Source organism: Geoanaerobacter pelophilus, assembly GCF_018476885.1.
Taxonomy (GTDB): domain Bacteria; phylum Desulfobacterota; class Desulfuromonadia; order Geobacterales; family DSM-12255; genus Geoanaerobacter; species Geoanaerobacter pelophilus.
In genome coordinates this window covers 1-23586 of the sequence record NZ_JAHCVJ010000015.1, presented here as the reverse complement: position 1 = coordinate 23586, position 23586 = coordinate 1, and the positions used below count along the sequence as shown (strand labels likewise).

Sequence of the window (23586 nt, the reverse complement as noted above, 5' to 3'; positions counted from 1 at the left end):
ACGAAGGTCTCCGCTTCGCAATCCGTGAAGGTGGCCGCACCGTAGGCGCAGGCGTAGTTAGCTCGATTATCGAATAAGCAAGAAGAGGAAATAATGCAAAGTCAGAAAATTAGAATACGTCTTAAGGCATATGACCATAAACTTCTTGACCAATCTGTAGGCGAGATAGTTGACACAGCTAAACGCACAGGTGCTCGAGTCGCTGGTCCCATACCTTTGCCAACTGTAATCAACAAGTACTGCGTACTTCGTGGTCCTCATGTTGACAAGAAGTCTCGTGAGCAGTTTGAAATAAGGACTCACAAAAGACTGATCGACATACTTGATCCCACGCAGCAAACAGTTGATGCTCTTATGAAACTTGATTTGTCTGCAGGCGTTGACGTTGAAATAAAGTTATAAGTACGTTGCAAGGATAGGAAGCTTTGCTATGAAAAATGGAATTTTAGGTAAAAAACTTGGAATGACACAGATATTTGCAGACGATGGTCGGAGGATTCCGGTCACTGTTGTAGAAGCAGGTCCTTGTGTTGTTATACAGAAGAAGACGGTTGAGAAAGATGGCTACTCTGCTATTCAGGTTGGTTTTAGCAGCGGAGAAGCTGCCAAAGCGTCCAAGCCATTGGTCGGACACTGTAAGTCTGCCGGGAAAGGCGTCTTTACTCATCTTCGTGAGTTTCGTGTGGAAGATGTCGACCAGTATAATATCGGTGATCAGCTTGGAGTTGATCAGTTCCAGGCAGGAGATTTTGTCGATATTACTGGCACCAGCATTGGTAAGGGTTTTCAGGGGGTAATCAAGCGCTGGGGATTCAAAGGCGGACGATCGTCACATGGATCAAGATTCCACAGGGCACCTGGCTCAATCGGCTGTTCCGCGACCCCGTCAAGGGTATTCAAAAATAAGAAAATGCCGGGTCAACTTGGTAATGTTCGCACGACAATCCAGCGGCTTCAAGTTGTCAGAGTGGATTCATCGGAAAATATTCTTCTGATTAAAGGCGCCGTCCCGGGCGCAACTAATGGGCTGGTTATTTTGAAGCCAAGCATAAAGGCTTAAGTAACCAAGCAATATTCTGGAGATCAGGTATGGCAACAATTGCAGTGTACGATCTGGACCGTAAAAAGGTCAGTGATATTGAGCTAAATGATGAAATCTTTAATGGTGAGGTTAAAGAATACCTCATTCATGAAGCCGTAAAAATTCAGCTTGCCAACAGAAGAGCCGGCACAGTAGCTACAAAAAACCGCTCAGAGGTTTCTGGTGGTGGCAAAAAGCCTTTTCGTCAGAAGGGCACTGGTAATGCTCGTCAAGGGTGCTCGCGAGCTCCTCAATATCCTGGTGGTGGCGTAGCTTTTGGGCCTCAGCCTAAAACCTACAACTTGTCTATGAATAAGAAGGCTCGTAAAGCCGCTCTTCGTTCCGCATTGTCACTTGTGTACAAGGATAACAGGCTTACTGTCATGGATTCCTATAAACTAGGAGAAATCTCTACCAAGAGTTTTGCTTCTGTGTTGAATCGGTTTGAACTGACTAAGGCACTGCTGGTAGTAGATGGTGATGTTGATAATCGTGAAATACTGCTTTCTGCAAGAAACATCAAGGATATAAAGATATTGCACGCAGAAGGCCTCAACATCTTTGACATAATGAAGTACAAGAACGTAATCCTTAGCCGTGAAGCTGTGGCAAAGGTTGAAGGAGCGTTGCAGTCATGAATATCTATGACGTAATCAAAAAGCCGCTTGTTACAGAAAAATCGACTATAGCAAAAGATACTAATAATGTTGTTGCATTTGTTGTGGATCGAAATGCAAACAAGATTGAGATCAAAACAGCTGCTGAAAAACTGTTTAATGTTCGGGTTGATTCGGTCAGAACATCAACGGTGGCAGGAAAGCTGAAAAGGTCAGGCAAGACAATTGGAAAGCGTTCTAACTGGAAAAAGGCATATGTAACCCTCCAAGAGGGTAGCAATATCGATTTCTTTGAAATTTAATTCGTTTATCGTGGAGCTGTAACGATGGGAATAAAAAGCTATAAACCAACATCGGCAGGACGCAGGCATCAGACCTGCTCCACCTTCGAAGAGATAACCTGCACAACTCCTGAGAAGTCTCTTTTAGAGACTCTTAAGAAGTCAGGTGGGCGTAACAGCTATGGTCGCATAACCTCCAGACATATTGGTGGTGGTCATAAGCAAAAATACAGGATTATCGACTTTAGGCGCGATAAGACTGAAATACCGGCAAAAGTCGCATCGATTGAGTACGACCCCAATAGAAGTGCACGGATTGCTCTGCTGAATTACGTTGACGGCGAAAAGCGCTATATCCTTGCTCCTCTTGATCTGAAGGTTGGTGATACTGTTATCGCTAGTCCCAGTGCGGACATCAAGCCGGGCAATACGCTTCCATTGAAAGCAATTCCGCTTGGTACTATCATTCATAACATCGAGTTGAAGATAGGAAAGGGCGGACAACTTGCCAGAAGCGCAGGAACCTTTGCGCAACTTATGGCCAAAGAAGGGAAGTATGCTCAAATAAAACTCCCCTCCGGTGAAGTGCGTATGGTTCTTGTTGATTGCACTGCAACCATTGGCCAGGTAGGCAATATTGACCATGAGAATGTAAATATTGGGAAAGCTGGGCGTTCACGCTGGCTTGGCAAGCGACCGAAAGTTCGTGGTGTTGCAATGAACCCGGTAGACCATCCGCATGGTGGTGGTGAAGGTCGGACTTCCGGTGGTCGACATCCAGTAACCCCATGGGGTATCCCCACTAAGGGTTATAAAACCAGGACTAACAAGACCTCTTCGCGTTTTATTGTTAAACCGCGTACTAAATAAATCTGTTAGAGGATAATTAGATGGCACGCTCAATTAAAAAAGGCCCTTTTGTAGATCAGCATGTGGTAGACAAGGCTCAAGCAGAAGGTGCTAACTCAAAAAAAGTCATCAAGACATGGTCGAGGCGATCGACAATAATTCCTGACTTCATCGGACTTACGTTCGCTGTACATAATGGCAAAAAGTTCATCCCTGTTTTTGTAACAGAAAATATGGTTGGACATAAACTGGGTGAGTTTGCTCCTACCAGAACTTTTCATGGCCACGCAGCAGACAAGAAAAGTAAGCTGAAGAAGAAGTAAACCGTAAAGGAGTTTTGCATGGAAGCGCGTGCCAAATTATATTCGATTCGTATGTCACCTCGTAAGTCGAGGTTAGTAGCAGACATGGTTCGTGGTAAATCAGTACAGAATGCATTGACAATACTGAAATTTTCTCCACAACCCTCAGCTAAGGTGATTTCCAAGCTTCTTTCCTCTGCAGTTGCTAATGCCGAGCAGAAAGGCGTTTCAGACGTAGATAAGCTTTACGTTAAGGCAATCTCGGTAGATGGTGGCTCTGTATTGAAGCGATTTCTTCCTCGGGCAATGGGAAGAGCAAGTAAAATAAGAAAACCGACCAGCCACATTTCTGTGGTTCTGGCTGACACGAAATAACCATAGACGGTGGAGGTGTAGTTTGGGACAGAAAGTCAATCCGGTCAGTTTCAGGCTGGGCGTCATTAAGACTTGGGATTCGCGTTGGTATGCGAGTGCAGATTATGCAAAGCTGCTTCATGAAGATCTCAAGCTTCGGGCCTTCTTAAAAAAGCGGCTTTATAATTCGGGCGTTTCGAAGATTGAGATTGAACGTGCTGCAAACAAGGCAAAGATCAATATCTTCACGGCTAGACCTGGTCTTATTATTGGCAAGAAAGGGTCAGAAGTTGAGACTCTTAAGAAAGACCTTGCCAAGCTAACGGACACTGAGATCTATTTAAATATACAGGAAGTTAGAAAGCCTGAACTGGATGCTCAACTTGTTGCGGAGAATGTTGCAATGCAGCTTGAGAGACGGATTGCATTTCGTCGAGCGATGAAGAAGAGCGTTACATCAGCTCTCAAGTTTGGTGCAAAAGGGATACGAATTACTTGTTCCGGACGTCTTGGTGGTGCTGAGATGTCAAGAACAGAATGGTACCGAGAAGGCCGCGTGCCTCTGCATACTCTTCGCGCTGACATAGATTATGGTTTTGCTGAGGCTAAGACAACATATGGAATCATCGGTGTCAAGGTCCTTATTTTCAAGGGTGAAGTTCTTCCTGGATAATTGAAAAGAATTGGATGAGGAGTAGTTGCGATGTTAATGCCCAAGAGAGTTAAACATAGAAAACAGATGAAGGGACGCATGACCGGTGCTGCAGGTAGGGGTGCGGTTATCTCCTTCGGAGAATACGGGCTTCAGGCTACCGAGTGTTGCTGGCTTGATTCCCGACAAATTGAAGCAGCTCGTATTGCAATGACACGATACATTAAAAGGGGCGGTAAAATCTGGATCCGCGTCTTTCCTGATAAACCCCTTACTGCAAAACCTGCAGAAACACGAATGGGTAAAGGTAAAGGTTCTCCTGATTCATGGGTTTGCGTGATCAAGCCAGGAAGAATTCTCTACGAAATGGAAGGCGTGACTGAGGAAATAGCTAGAGAGGCATTTAGATTGGCAGCCCACAAGCTTTCCGTACCTACGAAATTTGTGTCCAGGGAGGAAGCTCATGAAGGCTAGTGAATTGAGAAATCTCGATATAAATGAACTCCTAGCTAAAGATAAGGAGCTGGATAAGGAGCTCTTTAACCTAAGCTTTCAACTTCATACCGGTCGGCTGGAAAATACAGCAAAATTGACTGCGCTCAGAAAAGATATAGCTCGTGTGAAGACATTGATCCATGAAACTAGGGTAGAGAGAGGGTAACAATGAATCAGCGTGGCAATAGGAAAACCCAGATTGGTATCGTTGTAAGCGATAAGATGGATAAGACTGTAGTAGTCAAGGTGGATCGAATGGTTAAACACCCTGTCTACAGTAAATATATTAGACGGACTGCAAAATATAAAGCTCATGATGAGCTCAATAATTGCAAGGTCGGCGACAGAGTAGTTATTGTTGAGTCTCGGCCATTAAGCAAAGACAAGTGCTGGAAGGTACGCCAGATTATTTCATCGGTTCAGTAGGATAGGAGTTCTTTCATGATACAGATGCAGACTATTCTCGATGTAGCAGACAACTCTGGAGCTAAGAAGCTCTTCTGCATAAAAGTGCTGGGTGGTTCAAAGCGTAAATATGCTAGGGTTGGTGATATTATAGTTGCTTCGGTAAAAGAGGCGCTCCCTAATTCGAAAGTAAAAAAGGGAGATGTTGTAAAGGTTGTAATCGTTCGTACAGCCAAGGAAACCGGGCGGCCAGATGGTTCATATATCCGCTTTGATGGGAATTCCGGAGTTGTAATTAACAACCAGAAAGAGCCAATTGGAACTCGTATTTTTGGTCCAGTTGCGCGTGAGTTGAGAGCAAAGAAGTTTATGAAAATTATTTCGCTGGCACCAGAGGTTCTGTAAGGAGAGATACAATGTTATCCAGTAAACTTCACGTAAAAAAGGGCGATACAGTTGTTGTTATCGCCGGTAAAGATAAAAGTAAAACGGGCAAGATTCAAAAAATTGTTCCGAAAAAGGATGGCGTGCTCGTAGAAGGGCTCAATATTGTAAAGCGTCATTCGCGCGCTCGCGGTAACGAGGCCGGAGGGATTGTAGAGAAAGAGGCTCCTATTAATATTTCAAACGTGATGCTTTACTGCGGTACATGCAAAAAGCCTGTCAGGACCAAGGCAAAACTGCTTGAGGACGGTAAGAAAGCACGCGTATGTGTTAAATGCGGCGAGTCCTTTGATAAATAAGACGGAGGAGTACAATGGCTAGGCTTAAAGAGCTTTATGATAAAGAGATTATTCCTAAACTGATGACTGAAATGAAATACAAGTCAGTTATGGAAGTACCTAAACTTGAAAAAATTGTTATCAATATGGGTTTAGGGGAAGCAATACAGAATGTTAAGATTCTTGACTCGGCCGCAGATGAACTTGCCCAGATAAGTGGACAGAAGGCTGTAATCACGAAGGCTAAAAAGTCTATTGCTTCTTTCAAGCTTCGCCAGGGAATGCCAATTGGTTGCATGGTGACTCTGCGTAAAGATAGAATGTATGAGTTTCTTGATCGTTTGCTGAATATATCACTTGCCCGAGTAAGAGATTTTAAGGGTTTGTCTCCTAAGGCTTTTGACGGGCTAGGTAATTATTCATTAGGGATTAAGGAACAGCTTATTTTCCCGGAAATTAATTACGACAAGATTGATAAAATCAAAGGCTTAAATATAACAATTGTTACTACGGCAAGAACTGATGAAGAGGGCAGATCGCTTCTTAAATTATTAGGGATGCCGTTCAGGAACTAACAAGTTTGGAGGAATCGCGTGGCAAAGAAATCCATGATGATCAAGGCTGAAAGGCCTAAAAAATTCCAGGTTCGCGATTATAATCGGTGCCCAATATGTGGCCGCCCGCGAGCATATTACAGAAAATTCGATATGTGCAGGATCTGCCTTCGTAAATATGCATCAAGTGGCCAGATTCCTGGCGTAATAAAGTCTAGCTGGTAACAACAATTAGAAATGTATTAGAGGAGTACAATCGATGTCCATGACTGACCCTATTGCAGATTTGCTAACTAGAATCAGGAACGGTAACCTCGCTAAATTGCAGAAGGTAGATATTCCTTCATCAAACCTGAAGGTTAGCATTGTTAATGTTCTGCGTGCTGAGGGATTTATCAAGAACTATAAAGTAATTGCTGACCAGAAGCAGGGAACTCTAAGGGTCTATTTAAAGTTCATTGATGAAAAGGACCCGGTAATTAACGAGATTAATCGAGTTAGTAAACCTGGCAGCAGAAGATATGTGAAGCACGATGATATTCCTGTAATTAAAAATGGGCTAGGAATTGCTGTCCTGTCCACATCTAAGGGAATAATAACAGACAAGACCGCACGAGAAGCTGGTGTTGGTGGTGAGCTTATTTGTACGGTTTGGTAATTTTTTTAAGGGGTACTGAGCATGTCCAGAATTGGTAAATTACCTGTAGAATTGCCTAAGGGTGTCAAGGTCAGATACGCTGACGAAATCATAACTGTTGAGGGGCCTAAGGGCACACTGTCACGACAGGTTATGGAAGGCGTCACACTTGATATAAATGAAGCTGCACTGGTTGTGACTAGAAACGACGATAGTAATAAATGTCGTGCAGCACATGGATTGACCCGAACCCTTATTAATAATATGGTTGTCGGCGTAACGACTGGATTTGAGCGGGCATTAGAGATAAATGGTGTAGGTTACCGTGCCGAAGCTAAAGGTGATATCTTGAATCTCAGCCTTGGCTATTCTCATCCTATTAATTACGAACTTCCCTCTGGTATAACTGTTGAAGTTGATAAAATGACAAAACTCCTGGTTAAAGGGATCGACAAGGAGCTTGTTGGCCAGACTGCAGCTAAGATTAGGTCGTTCAGGGGACCAGAGCCTTACAAAGGTAAGGGAATTAAGTACGCTGATGAAGTCATCTTACGTAAAGCCGGCAAAACCGGTAAAAAATAGATAATGAGGAGACTACCGTGAGCTCTCTTGCGGAAAAGAAACAAGCCCGTTTAAAGCGTAAAACACGAGTCAGAAAGAAAATTTCTGGCAATACGGTACGCCCACGTTTGAATGTATTTAAAAGTGCGCGTCATATATATGCTCAGATAATTGATGATACTACTGGTTGCACACTTGCATCCGCGTCGACTTTGCTTGAAGTTGTTGGATCTGAACTCAAGTCAACAGGAAATATTGAAGCTGCATCTAAAGTCGGAGCAGAGATAGCTCGTCGTGCACTTGAAAAGAACATTAATTCTGTTGTATTTGACCGCAGTGGCTTTTTGTACCACGGCAGGGTCAAGGCACTTGCTGATGCGGCAAGGGAAAATGGACTGTCTTTTTAGGATTTTCAAGGAGGTTGCAATTGTTGAAGCTTAATTCTAACGAACTTACACTTACTGATCGAGTTGTACATATTAACAGGGTTGCCAAAGTTGTTAAGGGCGGGAGAAGATTTAGCTTCTCTGCGTTGGTTGTTGTTGGCGACGGTAATGGTTGCGTCGGTTATGGACTTGGAAAAGCCAATGAAGTACCCGAGGCGATTAGAAAAGGTGTTGAGCAAGCTAAAAAGAATCTGATCAAGATACCTATTGTTGATGGTCAGACAATTCCCTATGAAATAGAAGGGCACTTTGGAGCCGGTAAAGTATTAATGATGCCGGCATCAGCAGGTACTGGTGTTATTGCTGGCGGTGCAGCCAGAGCAGTGTTTGAGTCTGCAGGGATTCATAATATTCTTGCAAAGTGCCTTGGATCAAATAATGCGCACAACGTAGTTAAAGCTGCCTTCGAGGGATTGAAGCGCTTGAGAAGTCCTGAAGAAATAATGCAGAGAAGGGGTATGGCTGAATAGAGCCTTTCCCCAGCAAGGAGTATATAATGTCACAGCTTAAGATAACTCTTGTCCGTAGTCATATAGGAAAATTGCCAGCACAGAGAGCAATTCTTAATGGAATGGGCTTAAACCGTCGTTACAAGACAGTCGAACTTTGCGATACTCCCGAAATCAGAGGGATGATCAGGAAAGTAGCCCATCTCATAAAAGTTGAAGAGTAAGCCAGAGAGGTAATATTAAATGCAATTGAACTCAATAAAGCCAGCCCTTGGGGCGACTAAAAATCGTAAGCGTATCGGTAGAGGGCCTGGATCAGGTCATGGGAAGACTGCGACCAAAGGACATAAAGGCCAAAAGGCTCGGAGCGGCGGGAGTATCAAAGCAGGCTTCGAAGGCGGCCAGATGCCTATGCAACGAAGGCTTCCTAAAAGAGGCTTTAATCCCTTAAACAGAATTGAATATGCACAAATCAATGTTGGTAAGCTAAATTCATTTGAGGCAAATTCAGTCGTTGATATTGAGGCTCTTGTTAGTTCAGGACTGATTGGTAAGGTCAAGTGTGGTGTTAAAATACTTGCTGATGGTGAACTGAGCAAAGCACTTACAGTTAAAGCTCACAAATTTAGTGCTGCTGCAAAGGAAAAAATACTCGCTGCTGGTGGAACTGCTGAGGAGATTATTTCTTGATAGAAGCATTTCAAAACATTTTCAAGATTCCTGAACTGAAGAAGCGAGTTCTCTTTTCATTGGCTATGCTTGCCGTATATCGTGTTGGTTGCCATATTCCAACGCCTGGAATAGACAGCATAGCTTTGTCTCATTTCTTTAAGCAAGCACAAGGGACTCTTTTAGGGCTCTTTGATATGTTTTCAGGTGGGGCTTTAGAGCGCTTAACCGTTTTTGCTCTTGGTATCATGCCTTATATTTCCTCCTCGATTATTTTTCAACTTTTGACGGTTGTAGTGCCTGCAATAGAGAAATTGTCTAAGGAAGGCGAGGCTGGCAGGAAAAAAATCATACAGTATACTCGCTATGGCACAGTAGTTCTTAGTGTTGTTCAAGGCTTGGGAATAAGTATTGGTTTGGAAAGTATGCGCGGCCCTGCTGGGGAGCTAGTTGTTCCCGTTCCAGGGTGGTCTTTCAGGATAATGACCGTTATTACATTGACCGCTGGAACAGCATTTATCATGTGGCTTGGTGAGCAGATGTCAGAAAAGGGGATCGGCAATGGGATCTCTTTGATAATTTTTGCTGGAATTGTTGCTCGGATACCGACTGCACTTCTGAATAGCATGAGACTTATTAAAAGTGGCCAGCTCTCTCTCTTTGTTATTCTGCTTGTAGTCGCACTGATGTTCTTTGTGATTGCGGCCATTGTCTTTGTGGAGCGTGGCCAAAGACGTTTACCCATTCATTATGCGAAAAGAGTCGTTGGCCTGAAGACATTCAGTGCTCAAACATCACATCTTCCGTTAAAGGTTAATATGGCTGGTGTCATACCGCCTATTTTTGCTTCATCAATTATTATGTTCCCGGCGACAATCGGTAATTTTATCAATATCCCTTGGGTCCAGACTGCTGCAAAAAGTCTGACGCCGGGTAACATGGTGTATAATATCTTTTTCGTTGCATTTATAATCTTTTTTTGCTATTTCTACACGGCTGTCACATTTAATCCCATTGATGTGGCGGAGAATGTAAAACGTCACGGCGGCTATATTCCTGGGGTAAGGCCAGGGAAAGAGACCTCTGACTATATTGATAAAGTACTAACTAAGCTGACATTCGCCGGTGCAATATACATATCTTTGGTATGTGTGTTGCCATCGATTTTAATTGGTAAATTTAATCTTCCATTTTATTTTGGAGGTACAGCTCTTTTGATTGCTGTCGGAGTCGGCATGGATACGGTCGCTCAGATAGAGTCGCACCTTATAACCAGAAGTTATGACGGTTTTATGAAGGGTGTAAAGATTAAGGGCAGACGTTAGTTCGGGTATGTTCAAATGAATCTGATTCTCTTAGGGCCTCCGGGGGCTGGTAAAGGCACCCAGGCTAAGTTGCTGGTTAAAAAATTTGGTATCCCTCAAGTTTCCACTGGGGATATACTTCGCTCAGCAGTGAAGATGTCCACGCCTATGGGAATTAAGGCTAAAGCTTTTATGGATGAGGGGATGCTTGTTCCTGACGATGTCGTAGTTGGGATTGTTAGTGAGCGTATTGCTCAGCCAGATTGCACCCTCGGTTTTATACTTGATGGTTTCCCTAGAACAGTCTCGCAAGCTGATGCGCTCAATTCGATGCTTGAGGTGCATGGTAAAAAAATTGACCATGTCATCTCTATTGCTGTTGATAAGGACGAGCTTCTGCTGAGAGTTACCGGGAGGCGCACCTGTAAGGGGTGTGGTAAGGGTTATCATTTAAGTTTTGAGCCGCCAGCTGTTCTTGGAATCTGCGATGAGTGCTCCGGGGAACTTTTTCAACGCGATGATGATTGTGAAGATACCATGATAAAGCGTCTTGATGTTTATGAGCATCAGACGGCACCTCTTATCGAGTATTATGAAAATTCTGGTTTGTTAAGAAGTATCCCCGGAGATGAAGCAATAGATGTGATCCAAATGAAAATTGCTACTATTGTTAAGGCTGCCGCGTGATAATTCTCAAGTCTCCTCTGGAGATAGAGAAAATGAGAAGATCATGTCGAATGGTTGCTGAGATTCTCAAGATTGTAAAGGCAGTTGTGAAGCCTGGGATAACAACCTGTTCACTTGATGAAATTGCAGAGCGAGAGACAGTTCGTCGCGGTGCACTCCCCGCATTTAAAGGTTATAGTGGATATAAATTTGCTCTTTGCTGCTCAGTGAATGATCAAGTTGTTCATGGAATGCCTAATAAGCGTGAGCTCTGTGATGGAGATATTTTAAGTCTCGATTTTGGAGTTTTGTATGAAGGCTTTTATGGTGATGCTGCTATCACCTTACCGGTAGGGTCTGTAGCTCAGAGCAGTCAAAAGCTGATAGATGTAACTGAGCAGTCTCTGTATAAGGCTATAGAATATGCTGTTCCAGGTGGGCATCTGTCAGATATATCGAATGGCGTTCAGGAGTATGTCGAGTCAAGAGGCTATAGCGTAGTAAGAGATTTTGTTGGCCATGGCATAGGTCGATCTCTTCACGAAAATCCTCAGATTCCTAATTATGGTAAGCCAGGTCGAGGTCCCAAGCTAAAGCCCGGAATGGTACTGGCTATAGAGCCGATGATAAATGAAAAGGGTTTTGCCGTTAAGGTGCTAGCTGATGGTTGGACAGCCGTAACTTGTGATGGTGGCCTTTCAGCACACTTTGAACATACAGTAGCAATAACAGAAAATGGACCAGACATTTTGACTAAGTTTGACTAGTAGATATAGCTGAAAGGAATAACTATGAAAGTACGAGCATCAGTCAAGCGGATATGTGATAAGTGTAAGATTATAAAGCGTAAAGGCGTAGTTCGTGTGATCTGTGACACCCCGAAGCATTCTCAGCGTCAGGGATAAGCGTACAAGCGTTAAGCGAGGAGGATTTAAATTGGCACGAATTTCGGGTATTGACCTTCCAAAGAGCAAACGGATAGAGATAGCGCTGACTTATATATATGGCATTGGCCGTTCAGCATCACAGCGCATACTCTCAAATTCCGGTATTGATTTTAATACGCGCACAGATAAGCTGACTGAAGCAGAGGTCGCTAGAATCCGTGAGTACATTGACAAAAATCTGAAGGTAGAAGGTGATTTGCGTCGAGATATATCAATGGATATTAAGCGCTTGATGGATCTTGGCTGTTACCGTGGCCTTCGGCATAGAAAAGGTTTGCCGGTACGCGGGCAGAGGACAAAAACAAACGCTCGAACTCGTAAAGGTCCTGCGCGCACAGTCGCCGGGAAGAAGAAATAGTCGTTAATTTGACCTGGAGGAACAATGGCAAGTCCTGCTAAGCGAGTAGTTAAAAAGAAAAAGGAAAAGAAAAATATTCCTAATGGGGTAGCCCATATTCAGGCAACCTTCAATAATACGATGATTACGATTACTGACCCTGTTGGGAATGTCGTAGCATGGTGTACATCTGGGTGCAAGGGGTTTAAGGGATCGCGTAAAAGCACTCCGTTTGCAGCCCAGGTTGCAGCAGAGGATTGTGCTAAGAAAGCCCAAGAGCATGGGATGAGATCTTTGGAGGTCTATGTGAAGGGGCCAGGTTCAGGGCGTGAGTCTGCTCTTAGAGCTCTTCAGGCTGCTGGTCTTCATGTTAGCTTCATAAAAGATGTAACTCCTATTCCCCATAATGGATGCCGTCCTCCAAAGCGGAGAAGGGTATAACATAGTAAATTTGCTAAGGAGGTTTTGATTGGCTAGATATACTGGACCATCCTGCCGTTTGTGCAGGAGGCAAAATATGGAATTATTTCTTAAGGGTGAGCGTTGCTACACAGACAAGTGTGCAATAAAGCGTAGGAACTATCCTCCTGGCCAACATGGTCAAGGCAGGGCTAAAGTGTCAGATTACGGCGTCCAACTTAGAGAAAAGCAGAAGGTTCGACGTATATACGGCATTTTGGAGAAGCAGTTCCGGACCTATTTCGATAAGGCTGATAGGATGAAAGGGGTAACTGGTGAGAACCTTTTGATCCTTCTTGAGCGCAGACTCGATAATCTTGTCTATCGCTTGGGATTCGCATCCTCAAGAATTGAAGCTCGTCAGCTTGTCAAACATGGTCATTTCACGCTGAACGGAAGGAAAGTAAATATACCTTCTATTCTCGTTAAAACTGGCGATGTAATTGAGCTGAAAGAGAAAAGTAGAAAAATTACTCGTATTACCGATTCTCTGGACGGTGTTGTCCGTCGTGGAATTCCTCAGTGGCTGGATCTTGATAAGGATGCGTTTAAGGGTGTGCTTAAGTCTCTGCCTGTAAGAGAAGACATCACTATGCCAATCCAAGAGCAGCTGATTGTAGAACTCTACTCCAAGTAACGGCTAAGAAACCTACACCGGAGGAATACATGTACAAGAATTGGCGTGATCTGATACGCCCCAAGAAGATACAGGTAGAATCGGAAACGCTTTCAGATACCTATGGTAAATTTTTTGCTGAACCATTTGAACGCGGTTTTGGTACCACTCTTGGTAATTCCTTGAGAAGAGTTTTGTTGTCCTCTTTGCAGGGTGCAGCTATAACTTCAGTTAAGATAAAAGGCGTATTACATGAGTTCTCTGCAATACCAGGTGTTACAGAGGACGTTACTGATATTATTTTAAATCTCAAAGGCGTTCGTCTTAGAATGCACGGCACTGAATCCCGCACCATAAGAATCATGCACAAGGGTGAAGGCATTATTAAGGCTGGTGACATTGCTACTGATTCAAACGTCGAGATCTTAAATAAAGATCATCATATAGCAGTCTGCTCTAAAGACGCTAATCTCGAAATCGAGATGGTAGTTAAGATGGGTAAGGGATATATTCCTGCTGACCGGAACAGAGACGAAAAAGCTCCGGTAGGCACTATACCAATAGATTCGATTTTTTCTCCGATCATTAAAGTTAACTTTCAAGTAACTAATGCTCGTGTAGGGCAGATAACTGACTACGATAAATTGACGCTCGAAATATGGACTGATGGTAGCGTAAAACCTGATGATGCCATAGCATATGCCGCGAAAATAATTAAAGAGCAGCTTTCCATTTTCATTAATTTTGACGAAGATGTTGAGCATCCCGAAGAAGTAGAATTAGAAGAAGATAGTGACAAGATTAACGAGAACCTCTATCGTTCAGTGGATGAGCTTGAGCTATCAGTTAGATCTGCTAATTGCCTTAAGAATGCTGGAATTAAGCTGATTGGGGAGCTCGTAATTCGAACTGAAGCAGAAATGCTTAAGACTCAAAATTTCGGTAGAAAGTCATTGAATGAAATTAAGGATGTTCTCGCTGATATGGGACTGTCCTTAGGTATGAAGCTGGATAATTTCCCTGATGAAGAAGTAATGAGGAGATTGCGCGGCGAACGTAAAGACGAAGAATAGTTCGCTCCAATTTGTAATATAGAAAGGAATAGTTGTCATGCGTCACGCTAAGGCAGGTCGAAGACTTGGGAGAACAACTAGTCACCGAATTGCAATGTTTCGGAATATGGTGACATCACTTTTACAGCATGAAAAGATTACAACAACAGATGCGAAGGCAAAAGAGCTACGACCGATAGCAGAGAAGATGATTACCCTGGGCAAGAGGGGCGATCTTCATGCTGTTCGTCAAGCGGCTGCCTATATACGCGACAAAAAAGTTGTTACTAAGCTCTTTGAATCACTTGCTCCTCGCTATAAAGAGCGCAGTGGTGGATATACTCGCATCATTAAACTTGGCATCCGGCCTGGAGATAATGCGAATGTGTCGATTCTTGAGCTGGTAGAAGAACAGGTTGGACAGAAACCTGTCAAGAAGACTGCTGCAAAGCGTACAGCTAAGACCGTGGCTGTTAAGGAAGTTGCTACTGCTGCTGTTACAGAAACAGCGTCTGCTCTGCTTGAGGAGGCTTCGCCTGTCAGCGCAGAGGTTTCTGATCCCTCAGAAACCTGCGAAGCAAAAGCAGACTGATTTCTTACGCGTATGAAATTGAAAGGCCACTGTTTCCAGTGGCCTTTTTTATGTAAAGACTAAGATTTAACGGCATGCTCACACGCCTTTGCCTCTTGCCACAGGCGTTCGAGTTCATCAATCGCGGTATCCTGAAGGGCTTTTCCTTGTCTGCGCAGTGACGCTTCAATATGGCTAAAGCGAGTAGTAAAACGATGGATGGTCTTGCTTAATGCGTCTTCTGAATCAATCGACATAAAACGCCCTAGGTTGACAGTGGCAAATAATAGGTCTCCAAGCTCCTCTGCAATTCTCGTCTGATTTCCTCCATCAAGAGCAATCTCCAGCTCATTTAGTTCTTCCTTGATTTTGCAAAGTACCTGCTGATGGCTGTCCCAGTCGAACCCCACTCTAGAGGCTTTTTCACCAATCTTTTGGGCTTTCAGAATTGCTGGAAGGTGAGGTGGGACTCCCGAAAGGGCCGAACTACGTTTATCTCCTTTTTCCGCTTTCTTGATCTTTTCCCAGTTTTCAACCTGTTGCTCGCTTGTTGCAATAATCTGATTGCCAAAAACGTGAGGGTGGCGTCTTACTAACTTGCCGCATATTGCTTGAATTATGTCAGCTATGGTAAAAACTCCGCGCTCCTCTGCGACAGCAGCGTGAAAGACCGGCTGCAGCAGCAGGTCGCCAAGCTCCTCCTTAAGAAGCTCATCATCCTTGTGGTCAATAGCTTCGATAACTTCATAACACTCTTCAATTAAATAGCGCTTAAGGGAATCATGAGATTGTTCTGCGTCCCAAGGGCAACCGCCTGGGGATCTCAGCTTCTTCATGATCTCTACAAGGGAGTCAAAGGTGTACTCAGGCATTTCGGGTCCCTTTCTTGTCTGCCGCTAAATATTCAGATAGAAAAGAATGTTTGAGTTTGGCAAAGCTCCCCTGTTCGATCGAATCGCGAATCTGAGACATCATATTCAGATAAAAATGGACATTATGAATGCTGGCAAGAATGGCCGACAATATCTCATTTGCGTTATATAGGTGATGGAGATAGGCTCTAGTGAAGTTTCTGCAGGTATAGCAGGTGCAGTTTGTGTCTATAGGATAGAAGTCGCGCCGGTAGTTTTTATTCGTAAGACGAATCTTGCCCCTTTGAGTAAAAAGTGTTGCGCTCCTGGCATATCGCGTAGGGATGACGCAGTCAAACATGTCAATTCCACGTTCGACACTCTCGAAAATGTCTTCAGGGAGTCCAACCCCCATGAGATAACGTGGTTTGTTTTCAGGTAAAAAAGGGGCTGTAACACTAACAACTTTCTTGAGAAGTTCTAGACCTTCTCCAACTGAAACCCCCCCGATTGCATAGCCAGGGAAGTCCATTTTAACCAATTCTTTGGCACAGTAAACGCGAAGGTCATCGTATACGCTGCCTTGTACAATTGCAAAAAGAGCCTGATCTTTTCTTGTCTGAGCAGTTAAACATTGTTCAGCCCATCTTATCGTTTTTTTAGTCGATTCTTCTGCGTAGCGCTTATCACACGGATATGGTATGCATTCATCAAATGCCATAATGATATCGGCACCTAATGCCTCTTGAATGGCAATAGCCTTAGGCGGATCAAGAAAGACCTCTTCACCAGTAATTTCGTGTTTGAAGTATGCTCCGGTTTCAGTAATACGCTTGTTGGGCAAGGAAAAAACTTGGAACCCACCAGAGTCGGTCAGGATGGGTTTGTCCCAAGCCATAAATTTGTGAAGTCCGCCAGCCTTTTGTATAAGACCCTCTCCGGGTCTTAGATGCAAATGATAGGTGTTGCTGAGAATGATTTGTGCGCCTGTGGCATTGACCTGTTCCGGCGTCATGGCTTTCATTGCGGCATGCGTCCCAACCGGCATGAAAATGGGCGTTTCGATAATGCCGTGCGGCGTTTTCAGTCTCCCACGTCTGGCAGAGGAGAGTGGGTCGTTGTTTATTAGGGTAAATTTAAAGTTGTCGAGAGATTGGTCACTCATATCATTGCCGCCTTTTCTCACGCTATATAGCTAAAAGCGCAATTTAGTATATCTAGCAAAAAGGGAACTAAAAAGCAACTGGGCTTCAGAAGCGGCTTTATTTGGTTTTTTTGTTGCTTTTTAGTGAAACGATGTTTAGTATACAGTATACAATGTAAAAATTAAATAATGCTAATATGTTGAAGTTAATCAATAATCTTTGGTTGAGGAGGGAATATGTGTGCAATAAATGAATGGCGAGCACCTCCTGCAGTAGAACATTTTTCGGCGGAGATACAGGGTTGTTATCGGATACTCCCGGTAACTCAAGTAACCAATTGTTATAAGTAATTACGTTAACGACAGAAAGCGGGAAAAAGGAAACCAATATGCAGATACTTACAACTTCTATTGGCAGAAAGATACTGATGGCGATTACTGGTCAGCTGATGGTCCTGTTCGTTGTCGTGCATCTGCTGGGCAACTCCTCGATTTTTGTTGGAGCAGACGGCATCAACGCATACGCCAAGCATCTTCATGATCTTGGCCCCCTGGTCTGGGTGTTTCGGCTTGCTATGCTCACCCTGATAGGCATCCACGGCATTTTTGGCATCCAGCTGACCCTTGAAAACAGTGCGGCGACTCCTCAAGCATATGCGGTGAAGAATCTTCGTAAAGCTACAATTTCAAGTAATAACATGATCTGGACTGGACTTCTTATCCTAGGATTCCTTGTATATCACCTTTTGCAGTTCACTGCTCGTGTGACACCTGACATTGTAAAGGGAGTGGATGCACTCGGAAGGTATGACGTTTTTACCATGGTGGTAACAAGCTTTAAAAATGGTGGCATTGCTGCCGTTTATGTTGCTGCAATGGTGGTTTTGTTTTTACATCTCAATCATGGAATTCAAAGTTTCTTCCAGACTATGGGGTGGACCACGGATAAGTCGCTTCCTGTGATCAGCAAGCTAGGCAAAGTGGTTGCCGTGGTTTTCCTTGTCGGCTACAGTTCCATTCCTGTATTCATCCTTACCGGCATTCTGAGCAAATAATAGGGGGTTCATTGTGATACTCGACGGAAAATGTCCAACCGGACCAATTGAAAAAACATGGGACAAACACCGCTTTGATTTGAAGCTGGTGAACCCCGCAAACAAAAGGAAATACAGTATTATAATGGTAGGTACAGGCCTTGCTGGCGGTGCTGCAGCTGCATCGTTAGGAGAGCTCGGCTACAATGTAATGGCATTTTGCTATCAAGATAGTCCGCGCCGTGCGCATTCTATCGCAGCTCAAGGCGGCATTAACGCTGCCAAGAACTATCCGAACGACGGTGACTCCATTTACCGGCTTTTCTACGATACGATCAAGGGCGGCGATTTCCGCGCTCGTGAAGCCGACGTTTGGCGGCTTGCTCAGGTATCAAACAACATCATCGATCAGTGCGTAGCTCAAGGTGTTCCTTTTGCCCGCGATTACGCCGGTTATCTCGACAACCGTTCTTTCGGTGGAGCCCAGGTTTCCCGTACCTTCTTTGCACGTGGCCAGACCGGTCAGCAGCTTCTCCTCGGCGCATACTCAGCCCTTTCCCGGCAGATCAAGCTCGGAACCGTAAAGATGTATAATCGCCGTGAGATGCTCGACCTGGTGGTCGTTGACGGTGTCGCCAAAGGCATCACCTGTCGCAACCTGGTTACTGGCGAACTTGAGTCGTATGCTGCGGATGCTGTCTGCCTGGCAACCGGCGGCTATGTCAACGTGTTCTATCTATCTACCAACGCAATGGGGTGCAGCGTTACTGCAAACTGGAAGGCCCACAAGAAAGGGGCTTTCTTCGCCAACCCATGTTACACGCAGATTCACCCGACATGCATTCCGCAGGCCGGTGACTACCAGTCCAAACTGACCCTCATGTCTGAGTCGCTTCGCAACGACGGTCGTTGCTGGGTTCCGAAGAAGAAAGAGGACTGCGGGAAGCACCCGAATGAAGTTGCCGAAGAAGATCGCGATTACTATCTCGAGCGTAAGTACCCTAGCTTCGGTAACCTTGCTCCGCGCGACATAGCCTCCCGTGCTGCCAAGGAGCAGTGCGACGACGGCCGCGGTGTCGGTCCTGGCGGTCGCGGCGTTTATCTTGACTTCTCCACATCGATCAAGCGTGTTGGCGCAGATACCATCAAGGAACGTTACGGTAATCTGTTCGAGATGTACGAGAAGATTACCGACGAGGATGCCTACAAGCGGCCGATGCGTATGTATCCGGCACCGCACTACTCAATGGGCGGGCTCTGGGTTGATTACAACCTGATGAGCAACATCCCCGGCCTGTTCGTTCTCGGCGAAGCGAACTTCTCGGTTCACGGTGCCAACCGCCTCGGGGCTTCCGCCCTCATGCAGGGCCTTGCCGACGGCTATTTCGTTATTCCTAATACCATTGCCGGATACCTGGCAACAGTCAAGCCGACCAATGGTCAGACCGACAATCCTGAATTCAAAAAGTCGGTTGAAGATGTTCAATCAGCACAGAAAAAACTTCTTGGCATCAACGGAAAGAAGACAGTATCCGAGTTCATGCGTGAACTGGGTGGTCTGATGTGGGAAAACTGCGGTATGGCTCGCAGTAAGGAAAGCCTTGAGACCAACCTCAAGAAAATTCCGGCGCTGCGCGAAGAATTCTGGAAGAACGTTAAGGTTACCGGCACCGGCACTGAGTTCAATCAGGATCTGGAGAACGCCGGCCGCACTGCCGACTTCCTTGAGTTTGCCGAGCTGATGTGTCGCGACGCCCTTCACCGTAACGAATCATGCGGTGGTCACTTCCGCGTCGAGTATCAGGACGAGGGTGAAGCTCAGCGTGACGACGCCAACTACTGCTATGTCGGCGCCTGGGAATTCAAAGGTGACAACAAGGAACCTGAGCTGCACAAGGAGCCGTTGAAATTCGAGAACGTACATCTCGCGGTAAGGAGCTACAAATAATGAGCGGACATAACGACCACAAAACAATGACGCTGAACCTGATCGTATGGCGCCAGAAAGGGCCTAACGCTCCGGGCAAGTTTGAAACCTATACTGCAAAGGGAATCACCGAGCACCACTCCTTCCTTGAGATGCTCGACGTGGTGAACGAAGACCTGATCAAGTCCGGCAAGGAGCCGATTCAGTTTGACCATGACTGTCGCGAGGGGATTTGCGGAATGTGCTCGCAGGTGATCAACGGCATGCCGCACGGCGGCCAGGAGCGCACCACCGTTTGTCAGCTCCATATGCGGAAATTCAAGGATGGCGATACCATCTACATTGAGCCGTGGCGCGCTACAGCATTCCCGCTGGTTCGCGATTTGGTTGTTGACCGTGAGGCGCTGGATAAGATCGTCCAGGCCGGTGGTTACACCTCCTGCCATACCGGTGGTGTTGCTGACGGCAATGCTATCTTGATCCCGAAACCGGCTGCTGACGAGGCCATGGACGCTGCCGAGTGCATCGGCTGCGGTGCTTGCGTTGCCGGTTGTCCAAACAGCGCTGCCATGCTGTTCACCGGAGCCAAGGTTTCCCAGTTGGCGATTCTGCCGCAGGGCAAGGCCGAGGCTGCCGAGCGCGTTACCAACATGGTAAATGCCATGAAGGATTGCGGTTTCGGTAACTGTACCAACCACTATGAGTGCCAGGCTGCATGTCCAAAAGGGATCAATGTCAAGTTCATTGCCCGGATGAATCGTGAGTACTTGAAGTCCCTCTTTTAGAAGTTAGTTGTGACTTTCAGAGCTGTCGCAGGGCAGGGAGCAATCCCTGCCCTGTTTTTACATTCGGGTGCAAATGTTTACCTTTGCCAAGATCCTCTTTGATATCAAACTATCTGAGTGCACCGATAAATATCTGCTCTTCGGTATCAGGAACTATTTCTGCCCTGCTTTTGTTGATGCCTCGGCACGGCTTCGGGATAATAATGCCGTCTCTGCAGTATTTGATCAGGAACTTGCGACAAACCCTGCCGCTCTCCGGAGGTTTCAGAAACCTCCTCTGCCATTTGCCTTCCATTTGCCATTACTGAATATTGCCGATAATGAGCCGTCTGCCTGTTCAATTACCCTGACAATTGCCGGAACCGCTGTCAATCACCTGGCGGTTTTTCTCCTGGCAATGGAACTTGCCTTAGATGAGCTTGCGGCACAAGCGTCAATAAGCATTTCGGTTAGTCGATGTTGTTCCGTTGCCAGTGACGGAGGGCTGTCAGAATTGTCTGATTCTGGCGATGGGCTTATTTTGCTGTCTTCTTCCGAATTTGTCGACGGTGCGTACGAGCTGGTCAAGCTTGAGTTAGTGACGCCACTAAGATTGATACGACAGGGGAAGGTGCTGCGTGATTTGTCATTTCCGAATCTTGTTCGTTCACTAATGCGGCGCGTTTCATCTCTGGCATATTATTATGGGAATATTGATTTGGAGTGTGATTTTAAATGGCTCTCTGAAATCTCCACTCAAGCAAGGGTTGTTGCCATTGATATGCAATCAGCAAAATGGCCTGTGCTGCAAGAAGGGATGCTTGGTAGCATAACGTATTCTGGGGTAGCACCTGAGTTTCAGCAATTCCTGCAGACGGGGTCAGAATTCAATGCGGGAAAAGGTGCCGCATATGGAGGTGGAGAATTTAGAATGCTCAACAGCGAAAACGAATACCCTTAATAGATTATGATGTATTCGTGGTCTTGGGCTATTCGGGATATCTCCAGAGTGTCCTTGATAATATAACTTTTCCCTTCCAGGGTGAAGGTTAGCGTCCCATCCCCGTTATCAACAGCGCTTTCAATCAGTGTTTCAAAGAGTGCAGTTTTAACCATGTCCATCTCTCCTTTAACCCAGTTATTACCATGTTTGGATTTTTCCGTAAAGCATGCATCATTGAATCTGCTAAGAGCTATGTCATACTCGAAGTATTCTACGGTTAGGAGACTTTATGAGCAGTGAACGCTTGAGCGGTATCCTCCTTCATCCAACCTCGTTGCCAGGTAATTGTGGAACTGGTTCTTTTGGGGCTGAAGCCAGGCAATTCATAGATTTCTTGCACGCTGCAGGCCAAAGGCTTTGGCAGGTTCTTCCTCTTGGTCCAACGGGCTATGGCAACTCACCGTACTCCTGCTATTCGGCTTTTGCAGGCAACCCCCTTTTAATTAACCTTGAGCTCATAGCTGATGAAGGCGATCTCCTCGGCTCCGACTTGGTTGAAAACTTGCCGCGAGACCGGGTGGATTTTGCCGCAGTTAGCGAAGTGAAAACAAGACTCTTGAAGCTGGCCGCAGAACGATTTATTGAGAGCGATAACTTGGAACGGAAAAGAGAGTTCTGGCAGTTCTGTGATTCAACTTTCTGGCTTCACGATTATGCCCTCTATAAGGCATGCAAAGATCATTTCCATGGTAAACCATGGAACCGCTGGCCGCTAGATCTTGCTCGGCGCTCAGCAGATGCTGTTGCTAGGTATTCGGAGAGGCTGGGGGTATCTATTGGAGAGCAGAAATATATTCAATGGCAATTTTTTCGACAGTGGCACAACTTGAAACAGTACGCGAATGCCTGCGGAGTGAGAATTATTGGTGATGCCCCCATATTCGTTGCTTATGACTCTGCCGATGTCTGGTGCAATCAGCCCCTATTTAGGCTTGATGGGAGTGGCAAGCCTCTGGTGGTTGCCGGAGTCCCCCCTGATTACTTCAGTGCGACCGGTCAAAGATGGGGAAATCCGTTGTATGACTGGGACCGCATGGCCGAGGACGGCTTCGGCTGGTGGGTGGCTAGGCTTAAAAGTGATATGGGCCTATATGACTTTGTGCGGATCGATCATTTTCGGGGTGTCGAGGCCTTCTGGGAAATTTCAGCAAAAGAAAAAACCGCGGTACATGGCCGCTGGGTCAAAGGGCCAGGAGATTCCCTGTTTAATGCGATTGGTGCTACGCTAGGCCCTCTGCCTCTTATTGCCGAAGATCTAGGGGTTATAACACCTGAAGTTGAAACGTTGCGCGATAGATTTGGCCTTCCCGGTATGAAGATCCTGCAGTTTGCCTTTGAGGGTGGTCCGGGTAATCCGTATCTGCCTCACAATTATCGTCGTAATAGTGTTGTTTATACTGGCACCCATGATAATGATACAACTGCAGGGTGGTTTGCCAGCCTTACCGGAGTGCAGAAGGCTGCGGTCTGCAGTTATCTGCGCTGTAAACAGGATGAAGTTGTTTGGGAAATGATCCGTGCGGCGATTTCATCTGTTGCCCGCTATGCTGTTATTCCTTTGCAGGACCTGCTTTGCCTAGACTCATCTGCAAGGATGAATGTGCCGGGATCAGCATCTGGAAACTGGAGTTGGCGGCTCTTGGGCGATCAACTCTCTGACGGTTTGGCTGTTATAACTAGGAATATGAGCAAGCAGTACAATCGCTGCTCTTGATAACTAGTTGTAATTGAACGGCGCGAGCCGCTAATAGAAAATAGTCGAAAAAAACTTATTGACAGGATTGGGTTGAATTGTTATAAACGCGATTCGTTTGGCGGGGCAGCAGGAAAGCGGAGT

Annotated in this window: 39 protein-coding genes; 36 read left to right on the top strand and 3 right to left on the bottom strand. The window is 45.5% G+C overall.

The window, feature by feature from the left end; translation table 11 throughout:
* From KI809_RS21000 to rplQ, 31 genes are all read left to right on the top strand, one after another.
* Window positions 1-77, top strand: a 77-nt coding sequence (locus KI809_RS21000) for an EF-Tu C-terminal domain-related protein (RefSeq protein WP_214173409.1), incomplete at its 5' end; no start/stop codon positions are given.
* A gap of 16 nt (window positions 78-93) precedes the next feature.
* Complete coding sequence (gene rpsJ / locus KI809_RS20155; RefSeq protein ID WP_041972945.1) at window positions 94-402, top strand: 30S ribosomal protein S10; 309 nt, start codon at window positions 94-96, stop codon at window positions 400-402.
* A gap of 28 nt (window positions 403-430) precedes the next feature.
* On the top strand, window positions 431-1060 hold the full coding sequence (gene rplC, locus KI809_RS20150; RefSeq protein WP_214173406.1) for a 50S ribosomal protein L3: 630 nt from the start codon (window positions 431-433) through the stop codon (window positions 1058-1060).
* 29 nt (window positions 1061-1089) lie between these two features.
* The gene (gene rplD / locus KI809_RS20145) at window positions 1090-1719 is read left to right on the top strand and encodes a 50S ribosomal protein L4 (protein ID WP_214173405.1); all 630 of its coding nucleotides are present in this window, start codon (window positions 1090-1092) and stop codon (window positions 1717-1719) included.
* Window positions 1716-2000 (top strand): 50S ribosomal protein L23, encoded by a 285-nt coding sequence (locus KI809_RS20140; RefSeq protein WP_214173404.1) that lies wholly within the window; start codon window positions 1716-1718, stop codon window positions 1998-2000. The genes rplD and KI809_RS20140 overlap by 4 nt, the downstream gene beginning before the upstream one ends.
* A gap of 24 nt (window positions 2001-2024) precedes the next feature.
* On the top strand, window positions 2025-2849 hold the full coding sequence (gene rplB / locus KI809_RS20135; RefSeq protein ID WP_214173403.1) for a 50S ribosomal protein L2: 825 nt from the start codon (window positions 2025-2027) through the stop codon (window positions 2847-2849).
* 20 nt (window positions 2850-2869) lie between these two features.
* Window positions 2870-3151, top strand: coding sequence for a 30S ribosomal protein S19 (rpsS, locus tag KI809_RS20130; RefSeq protein WP_214173402.1), 282 nt, complete (start codon window positions 2870-2872; stop codon window positions 3149-3151).
* Between the two features lie 18 nt (window positions 3152-3169).
* The gene (gene rplV / locus KI809_RS20125) at window positions 3170-3505 is read left to right on the top strand and encodes a 50S ribosomal protein L22 (protein WP_214173401.1); all 336 of its coding nucleotides are present in this window, start codon (window positions 3170-3172) and stop codon (window positions 3503-3505) included.
* Window positions 3506-3527: 22 nt separating this feature from the next.
* Window positions 3528-4157, top strand: coding sequence for a 30S ribosomal protein S3 (rpsC, locus tag KI809_RS20120; protein ID WP_214173400.1), 630 nt, complete (start codon window positions 3528-3530; stop codon window positions 4155-4157).
* A 30-nt stretch (window positions 4158-4187) separates the two neighbouring features.
* On the top strand, window positions 4188-4610 hold the full coding sequence (rplP, locus tag KI809_RS20115) for a 50S ribosomal protein L16 (protein WP_214173399.1): 423 nt from the start codon (window positions 4188-4190) through the stop codon (window positions 4608-4610).
* Entirely contained in the window at window positions 4600-4797 is a 198-nt protein-coding gene (gene rpmC, locus KI809_RS20110) for a 50S ribosomal protein L29 (protein ID WP_214173398.1), read from the top strand. The genes rplP and rpmC overlap by 11 nt, the downstream gene beginning before the upstream one ends.
* Before the next feature lie 2 nt (window positions 4798-4799).
* Window positions 4800-5057 carry a 30S ribosomal protein S17 gene (rpsQ, locus tag KI809_RS20105; protein WP_214173397.1) on the top strand — a complete coding sequence of 86 codons (258 nt, stop codon included), beginning with the start codon at window positions 4800-4802 and terminating at the stop codon, window positions 5055-5057.
* A 15-nt stretch (window positions 5058-5072) separates the two neighbouring features.
* A complete protein-coding gene (rplN, locus tag KI809_RS20100) occupies window positions 5073-5441 on the top strand; it encodes a 50S ribosomal protein L14 (RefSeq protein ID WP_214173396.1) in 369 nt (122 codons plus the stop codon).
* A gap of 11 nt (window positions 5442-5452) precedes the next feature.
* Window positions 5453-5779 carry a 50S ribosomal protein L24 gene (gene rplX, locus KI809_RS20095; protein WP_214173395.1) on the top strand — a complete coding sequence of 109 codons (327 nt, stop codon included), beginning with the start codon at window positions 5453-5455 and terminating at the stop codon, window positions 5777-5779.
* A 14-nt stretch (window positions 5780-5793) separates the two neighbouring features.
* A complete protein-coding gene (gene rplE / locus KI809_RS20090) occupies window positions 5794-6333 on the top strand; it encodes a 50S ribosomal protein L5 (protein ID WP_214173394.1) in 540 nt (179 codons plus the stop codon).
* 18 nt (window positions 6334-6351) lie between these two features.
* A complete protein-coding gene (locus KI809_RS20085) occupies window positions 6352-6537 on the top strand; it encodes a type Z 30S ribosomal protein S14 (protein ID WP_214173393.1) in 186 nt (61 codons plus the stop codon).
* A gap of 34 nt (window positions 6538-6571) precedes the next feature.
* Entirely contained in the window at window positions 6572-6970 is a 399-nt protein-coding gene (gene rpsH, locus KI809_RS20080; protein ID WP_214173392.1) for a 30S ribosomal protein S8, read from the top strand.
* A 21-nt stretch (window positions 6971-6991) separates the two neighbouring features.
* Window positions 6992-7531: a 50S ribosomal protein L6 gene (gene rplF, locus KI809_RS20075; RefSeq protein WP_214173391.1), complete on the top strand. Its 540-nt coding sequence runs from the start codon at window positions 6992-6994 to the stop codon at window positions 7529-7531.
* A gap of 17 nt (window positions 7532-7548) precedes the next feature.
* A complete protein-coding gene (rplR, locus tag KI809_RS20070) occupies window positions 7549-7917 on the top strand; it encodes a 50S ribosomal protein L18 (protein ID WP_214173390.1) in 369 nt (122 codons plus the stop codon).
* Between the two features lie 20 nt (window positions 7918-7937).
* On the top strand, window positions 7938-8426 hold the full coding sequence (gene rpsE / locus KI809_RS20065) for a 30S ribosomal protein S5 (protein WP_214173389.1): 489 nt from the start codon (window positions 7938-7940) through the stop codon (window positions 8424-8426).
* 23 nt (window positions 8427-8449) lie between these two features.
* Entirely contained in the window at window positions 8450-8629 is a 180-nt protein-coding gene (rpmD, locus tag KI809_RS20060; protein ID WP_214173408.1) for a 50S ribosomal protein L30, read from the top strand.
* 19 nt (window positions 8630-8648) lie between these two features.
* Complete coding sequence (gene rplO, locus KI809_RS20055) at window positions 8649-9095, top strand: 50S ribosomal protein L15 (RefSeq protein WP_214173388.1); 447 nt, start codon at window positions 8649-8651, stop codon at window positions 9093-9095.
* Window positions 9092-10399, top strand: coding sequence for a preprotein translocase subunit SecY (gene secY / locus KI809_RS20050; RefSeq protein WP_214173387.1), 1308 nt, complete (start codon window positions 9092-9094; stop codon window positions 10397-10399). Before rplO ends, secY begins: the two co-directional genes overlap by 4 nt.
* A 15-nt stretch (window positions 10400-10414) precedes the next feature.
* Window positions 10415-11065, top strand: coding sequence for an adenylate kinase (locus tag KI809_RS20045; RefSeq protein WP_214173386.1), 651 nt, complete (start codon window positions 10415-10417; stop codon window positions 11063-11065).
* Window positions 11062-11811 carry a type I methionyl aminopeptidase gene (gene map, locus KI809_RS20040; RefSeq protein ID WP_214173385.1) on the top strand — a complete coding sequence of 250 codons (750 nt, stop codon included), beginning with the start codon at window positions 11062-11064 and terminating at the stop codon, window positions 11809-11811. The genes KI809_RS20045 and map overlap by 4 nt, the downstream gene beginning before the upstream one ends.
* Before the next feature lie 24 nt (window positions 11812-11835).
* Window positions 11836-11949: a 50S ribosomal protein L36 gene (rpmJ, locus tag KI809_RS20035; protein ID WP_214173384.1), complete on the top strand. Its 114-nt coding sequence runs from the start codon at window positions 11836-11838 to the stop codon at window positions 11947-11949.
* Between the two features lie 31 nt (window positions 11950-11980).
* Window positions 11981-12349: a 30S ribosomal protein S13 gene (gene rpsM / locus KI809_RS20030; protein ID WP_214173383.1), complete on the top strand. Its 369-nt coding sequence runs from the start codon at window positions 11981-11983 to the stop codon at window positions 12347-12349.
* Between the two features lie 24 nt (window positions 12350-12373).
* Window positions 12374-12769: a 30S ribosomal protein S11 gene (gene rpsK / locus KI809_RS20025; RefSeq protein WP_214173382.1), complete on the top strand. Its 396-nt coding sequence runs from the start codon at window positions 12374-12376 to the stop codon at window positions 12767-12769.
* Between the two features lie 28 nt (window positions 12770-12797).
* Window positions 12798-13424, top strand: a complete 627-nt coding sequence (gene rpsD, locus KI809_RS20020; RefSeq protein WP_214173381.1) for a 30S ribosomal protein S4 — start codon at window positions 12798-12800, stop codon at window positions 13422-13424.
* Between the two features lie 29 nt (window positions 13425-13453).
* The gene (locus KI809_RS20015) at window positions 13454-14476 is read left to right on the top strand and encodes a DNA-directed RNA polymerase subunit alpha (RefSeq protein ID WP_214173380.1); all 1023 of its coding nucleotides are present in this window, start codon (window positions 13454-13456) and stop codon (window positions 14474-14476) included.
* A 37-nt stretch (window positions 14477-14513) separates the two neighbouring features.
* Entirely contained in the window at window positions 14514-15047 is a 534-nt protein-coding gene (gene rplQ / locus KI809_RS20010) for a 50S ribosomal protein L17 (RefSeq protein ID WP_214173379.1), read from the top strand.
* 59 nt (window positions 15048-15106) lie between these two features.
* On the opposite strand, the gene mazG is transcribed toward rplQ, so the two are convergent.
* Both mazG and tgt read right to left on the bottom strand, forming a co-directional pair.
* Complete coding sequence (gene mazG / locus KI809_RS20005; RefSeq protein ID WP_214173378.1) at window positions 15107-15898, bottom strand: nucleoside triphosphate pyrophosphohydrolase; 792 nt, start codon at window positions 15896-15898, stop codon at window positions 15107-15109.
* Entirely contained in the window at window positions 15891-17042 is a 1152-nt protein-coding gene (tgt, locus tag KI809_RS20000; protein ID WP_214173377.1) for a tRNA guanosine(34) transglycosylase Tgt, read from the bottom strand. The genes mazG and tgt overlap by 8 nt, the downstream gene beginning before the upstream one ends.
* 368 nt (window positions 17043-17410) lie before the next feature.
* On the opposite strand from tgt, the gene KI809_RS19995 reads away from it, so the two are divergent.
* The 4 genes from KI809_RS19995 (at window position 17411) to cas6 (ending at window position 21707) form a co-directional block, all read left to right on the top strand.
* Complete coding sequence (locus tag KI809_RS19995; protein WP_214173376.1) at window positions 17411-18076, top strand: succinate dehydrogenase cytochrome b subunit; 666 nt, start codon at window positions 17411-17413, stop codon at window positions 18074-18076.
* Between the two features lie 13 nt (window positions 18077-18089).
* Window positions 18090-20003 (top strand): fumarate reductase/succinate dehydrogenase flavoprotein subunit, encoded by a 1914-nt coding sequence (locus tag KI809_RS19990; RefSeq protein WP_214173375.1) that lies wholly within the window; start codon window positions 18090-18092, stop codon window positions 20001-20003.
* 26 nt (window positions 20004-20029) lie between these two features.
* Window positions 20030-20767: a succinate dehydrogenase/fumarate reductase iron-sulfur subunit gene (locus KI809_RS19985; RefSeq protein WP_214173407.1), complete on the top strand. Its 738-nt coding sequence runs from the start codon at window positions 20030-20032 to the stop codon at window positions 20765-20767.
* 73 nt (window positions 20768-20840) lie between these two features.
* Window positions 20841-21707, top strand: a complete 867-nt coding sequence (gene cas6, locus KI809_RS19980; RefSeq protein ID WP_214173374.1) for a CRISPR system precrRNA processing endoribonuclease RAMP protein Cas6 — start codon at window positions 20841-20843, stop codon at window positions 21705-21707.
* Here cas6 and KI809_RS19975 read toward each other — a convergent pair.
* Complete coding sequence (locus KI809_RS19975; RefSeq protein WP_214173410.1) at window positions 21704-21862, bottom strand: hypothetical protein; 159 nt, start codon at window positions 21860-21862, stop codon at window positions 21704-21706. The genes cas6 and KI809_RS19975 overlap by 4 nt on opposite strands.
* A 116-nt stretch (window positions 21863-21978) precedes the next feature.
* Here KI809_RS19975 and malQ point away from each other — a divergent pair, with 116 nt between their 5' ends.
* On the top strand, window positions 21979-23463 hold the full coding sequence (malQ, locus tag KI809_RS19970; protein ID WP_214173373.1) for a 4-alpha-glucanotransferase: 1485 nt from the start codon (window positions 21979-21981) through the stop codon (window positions 23461-23463).
* Window positions 23464-23586: the final 123 nt, after the last annotated feature.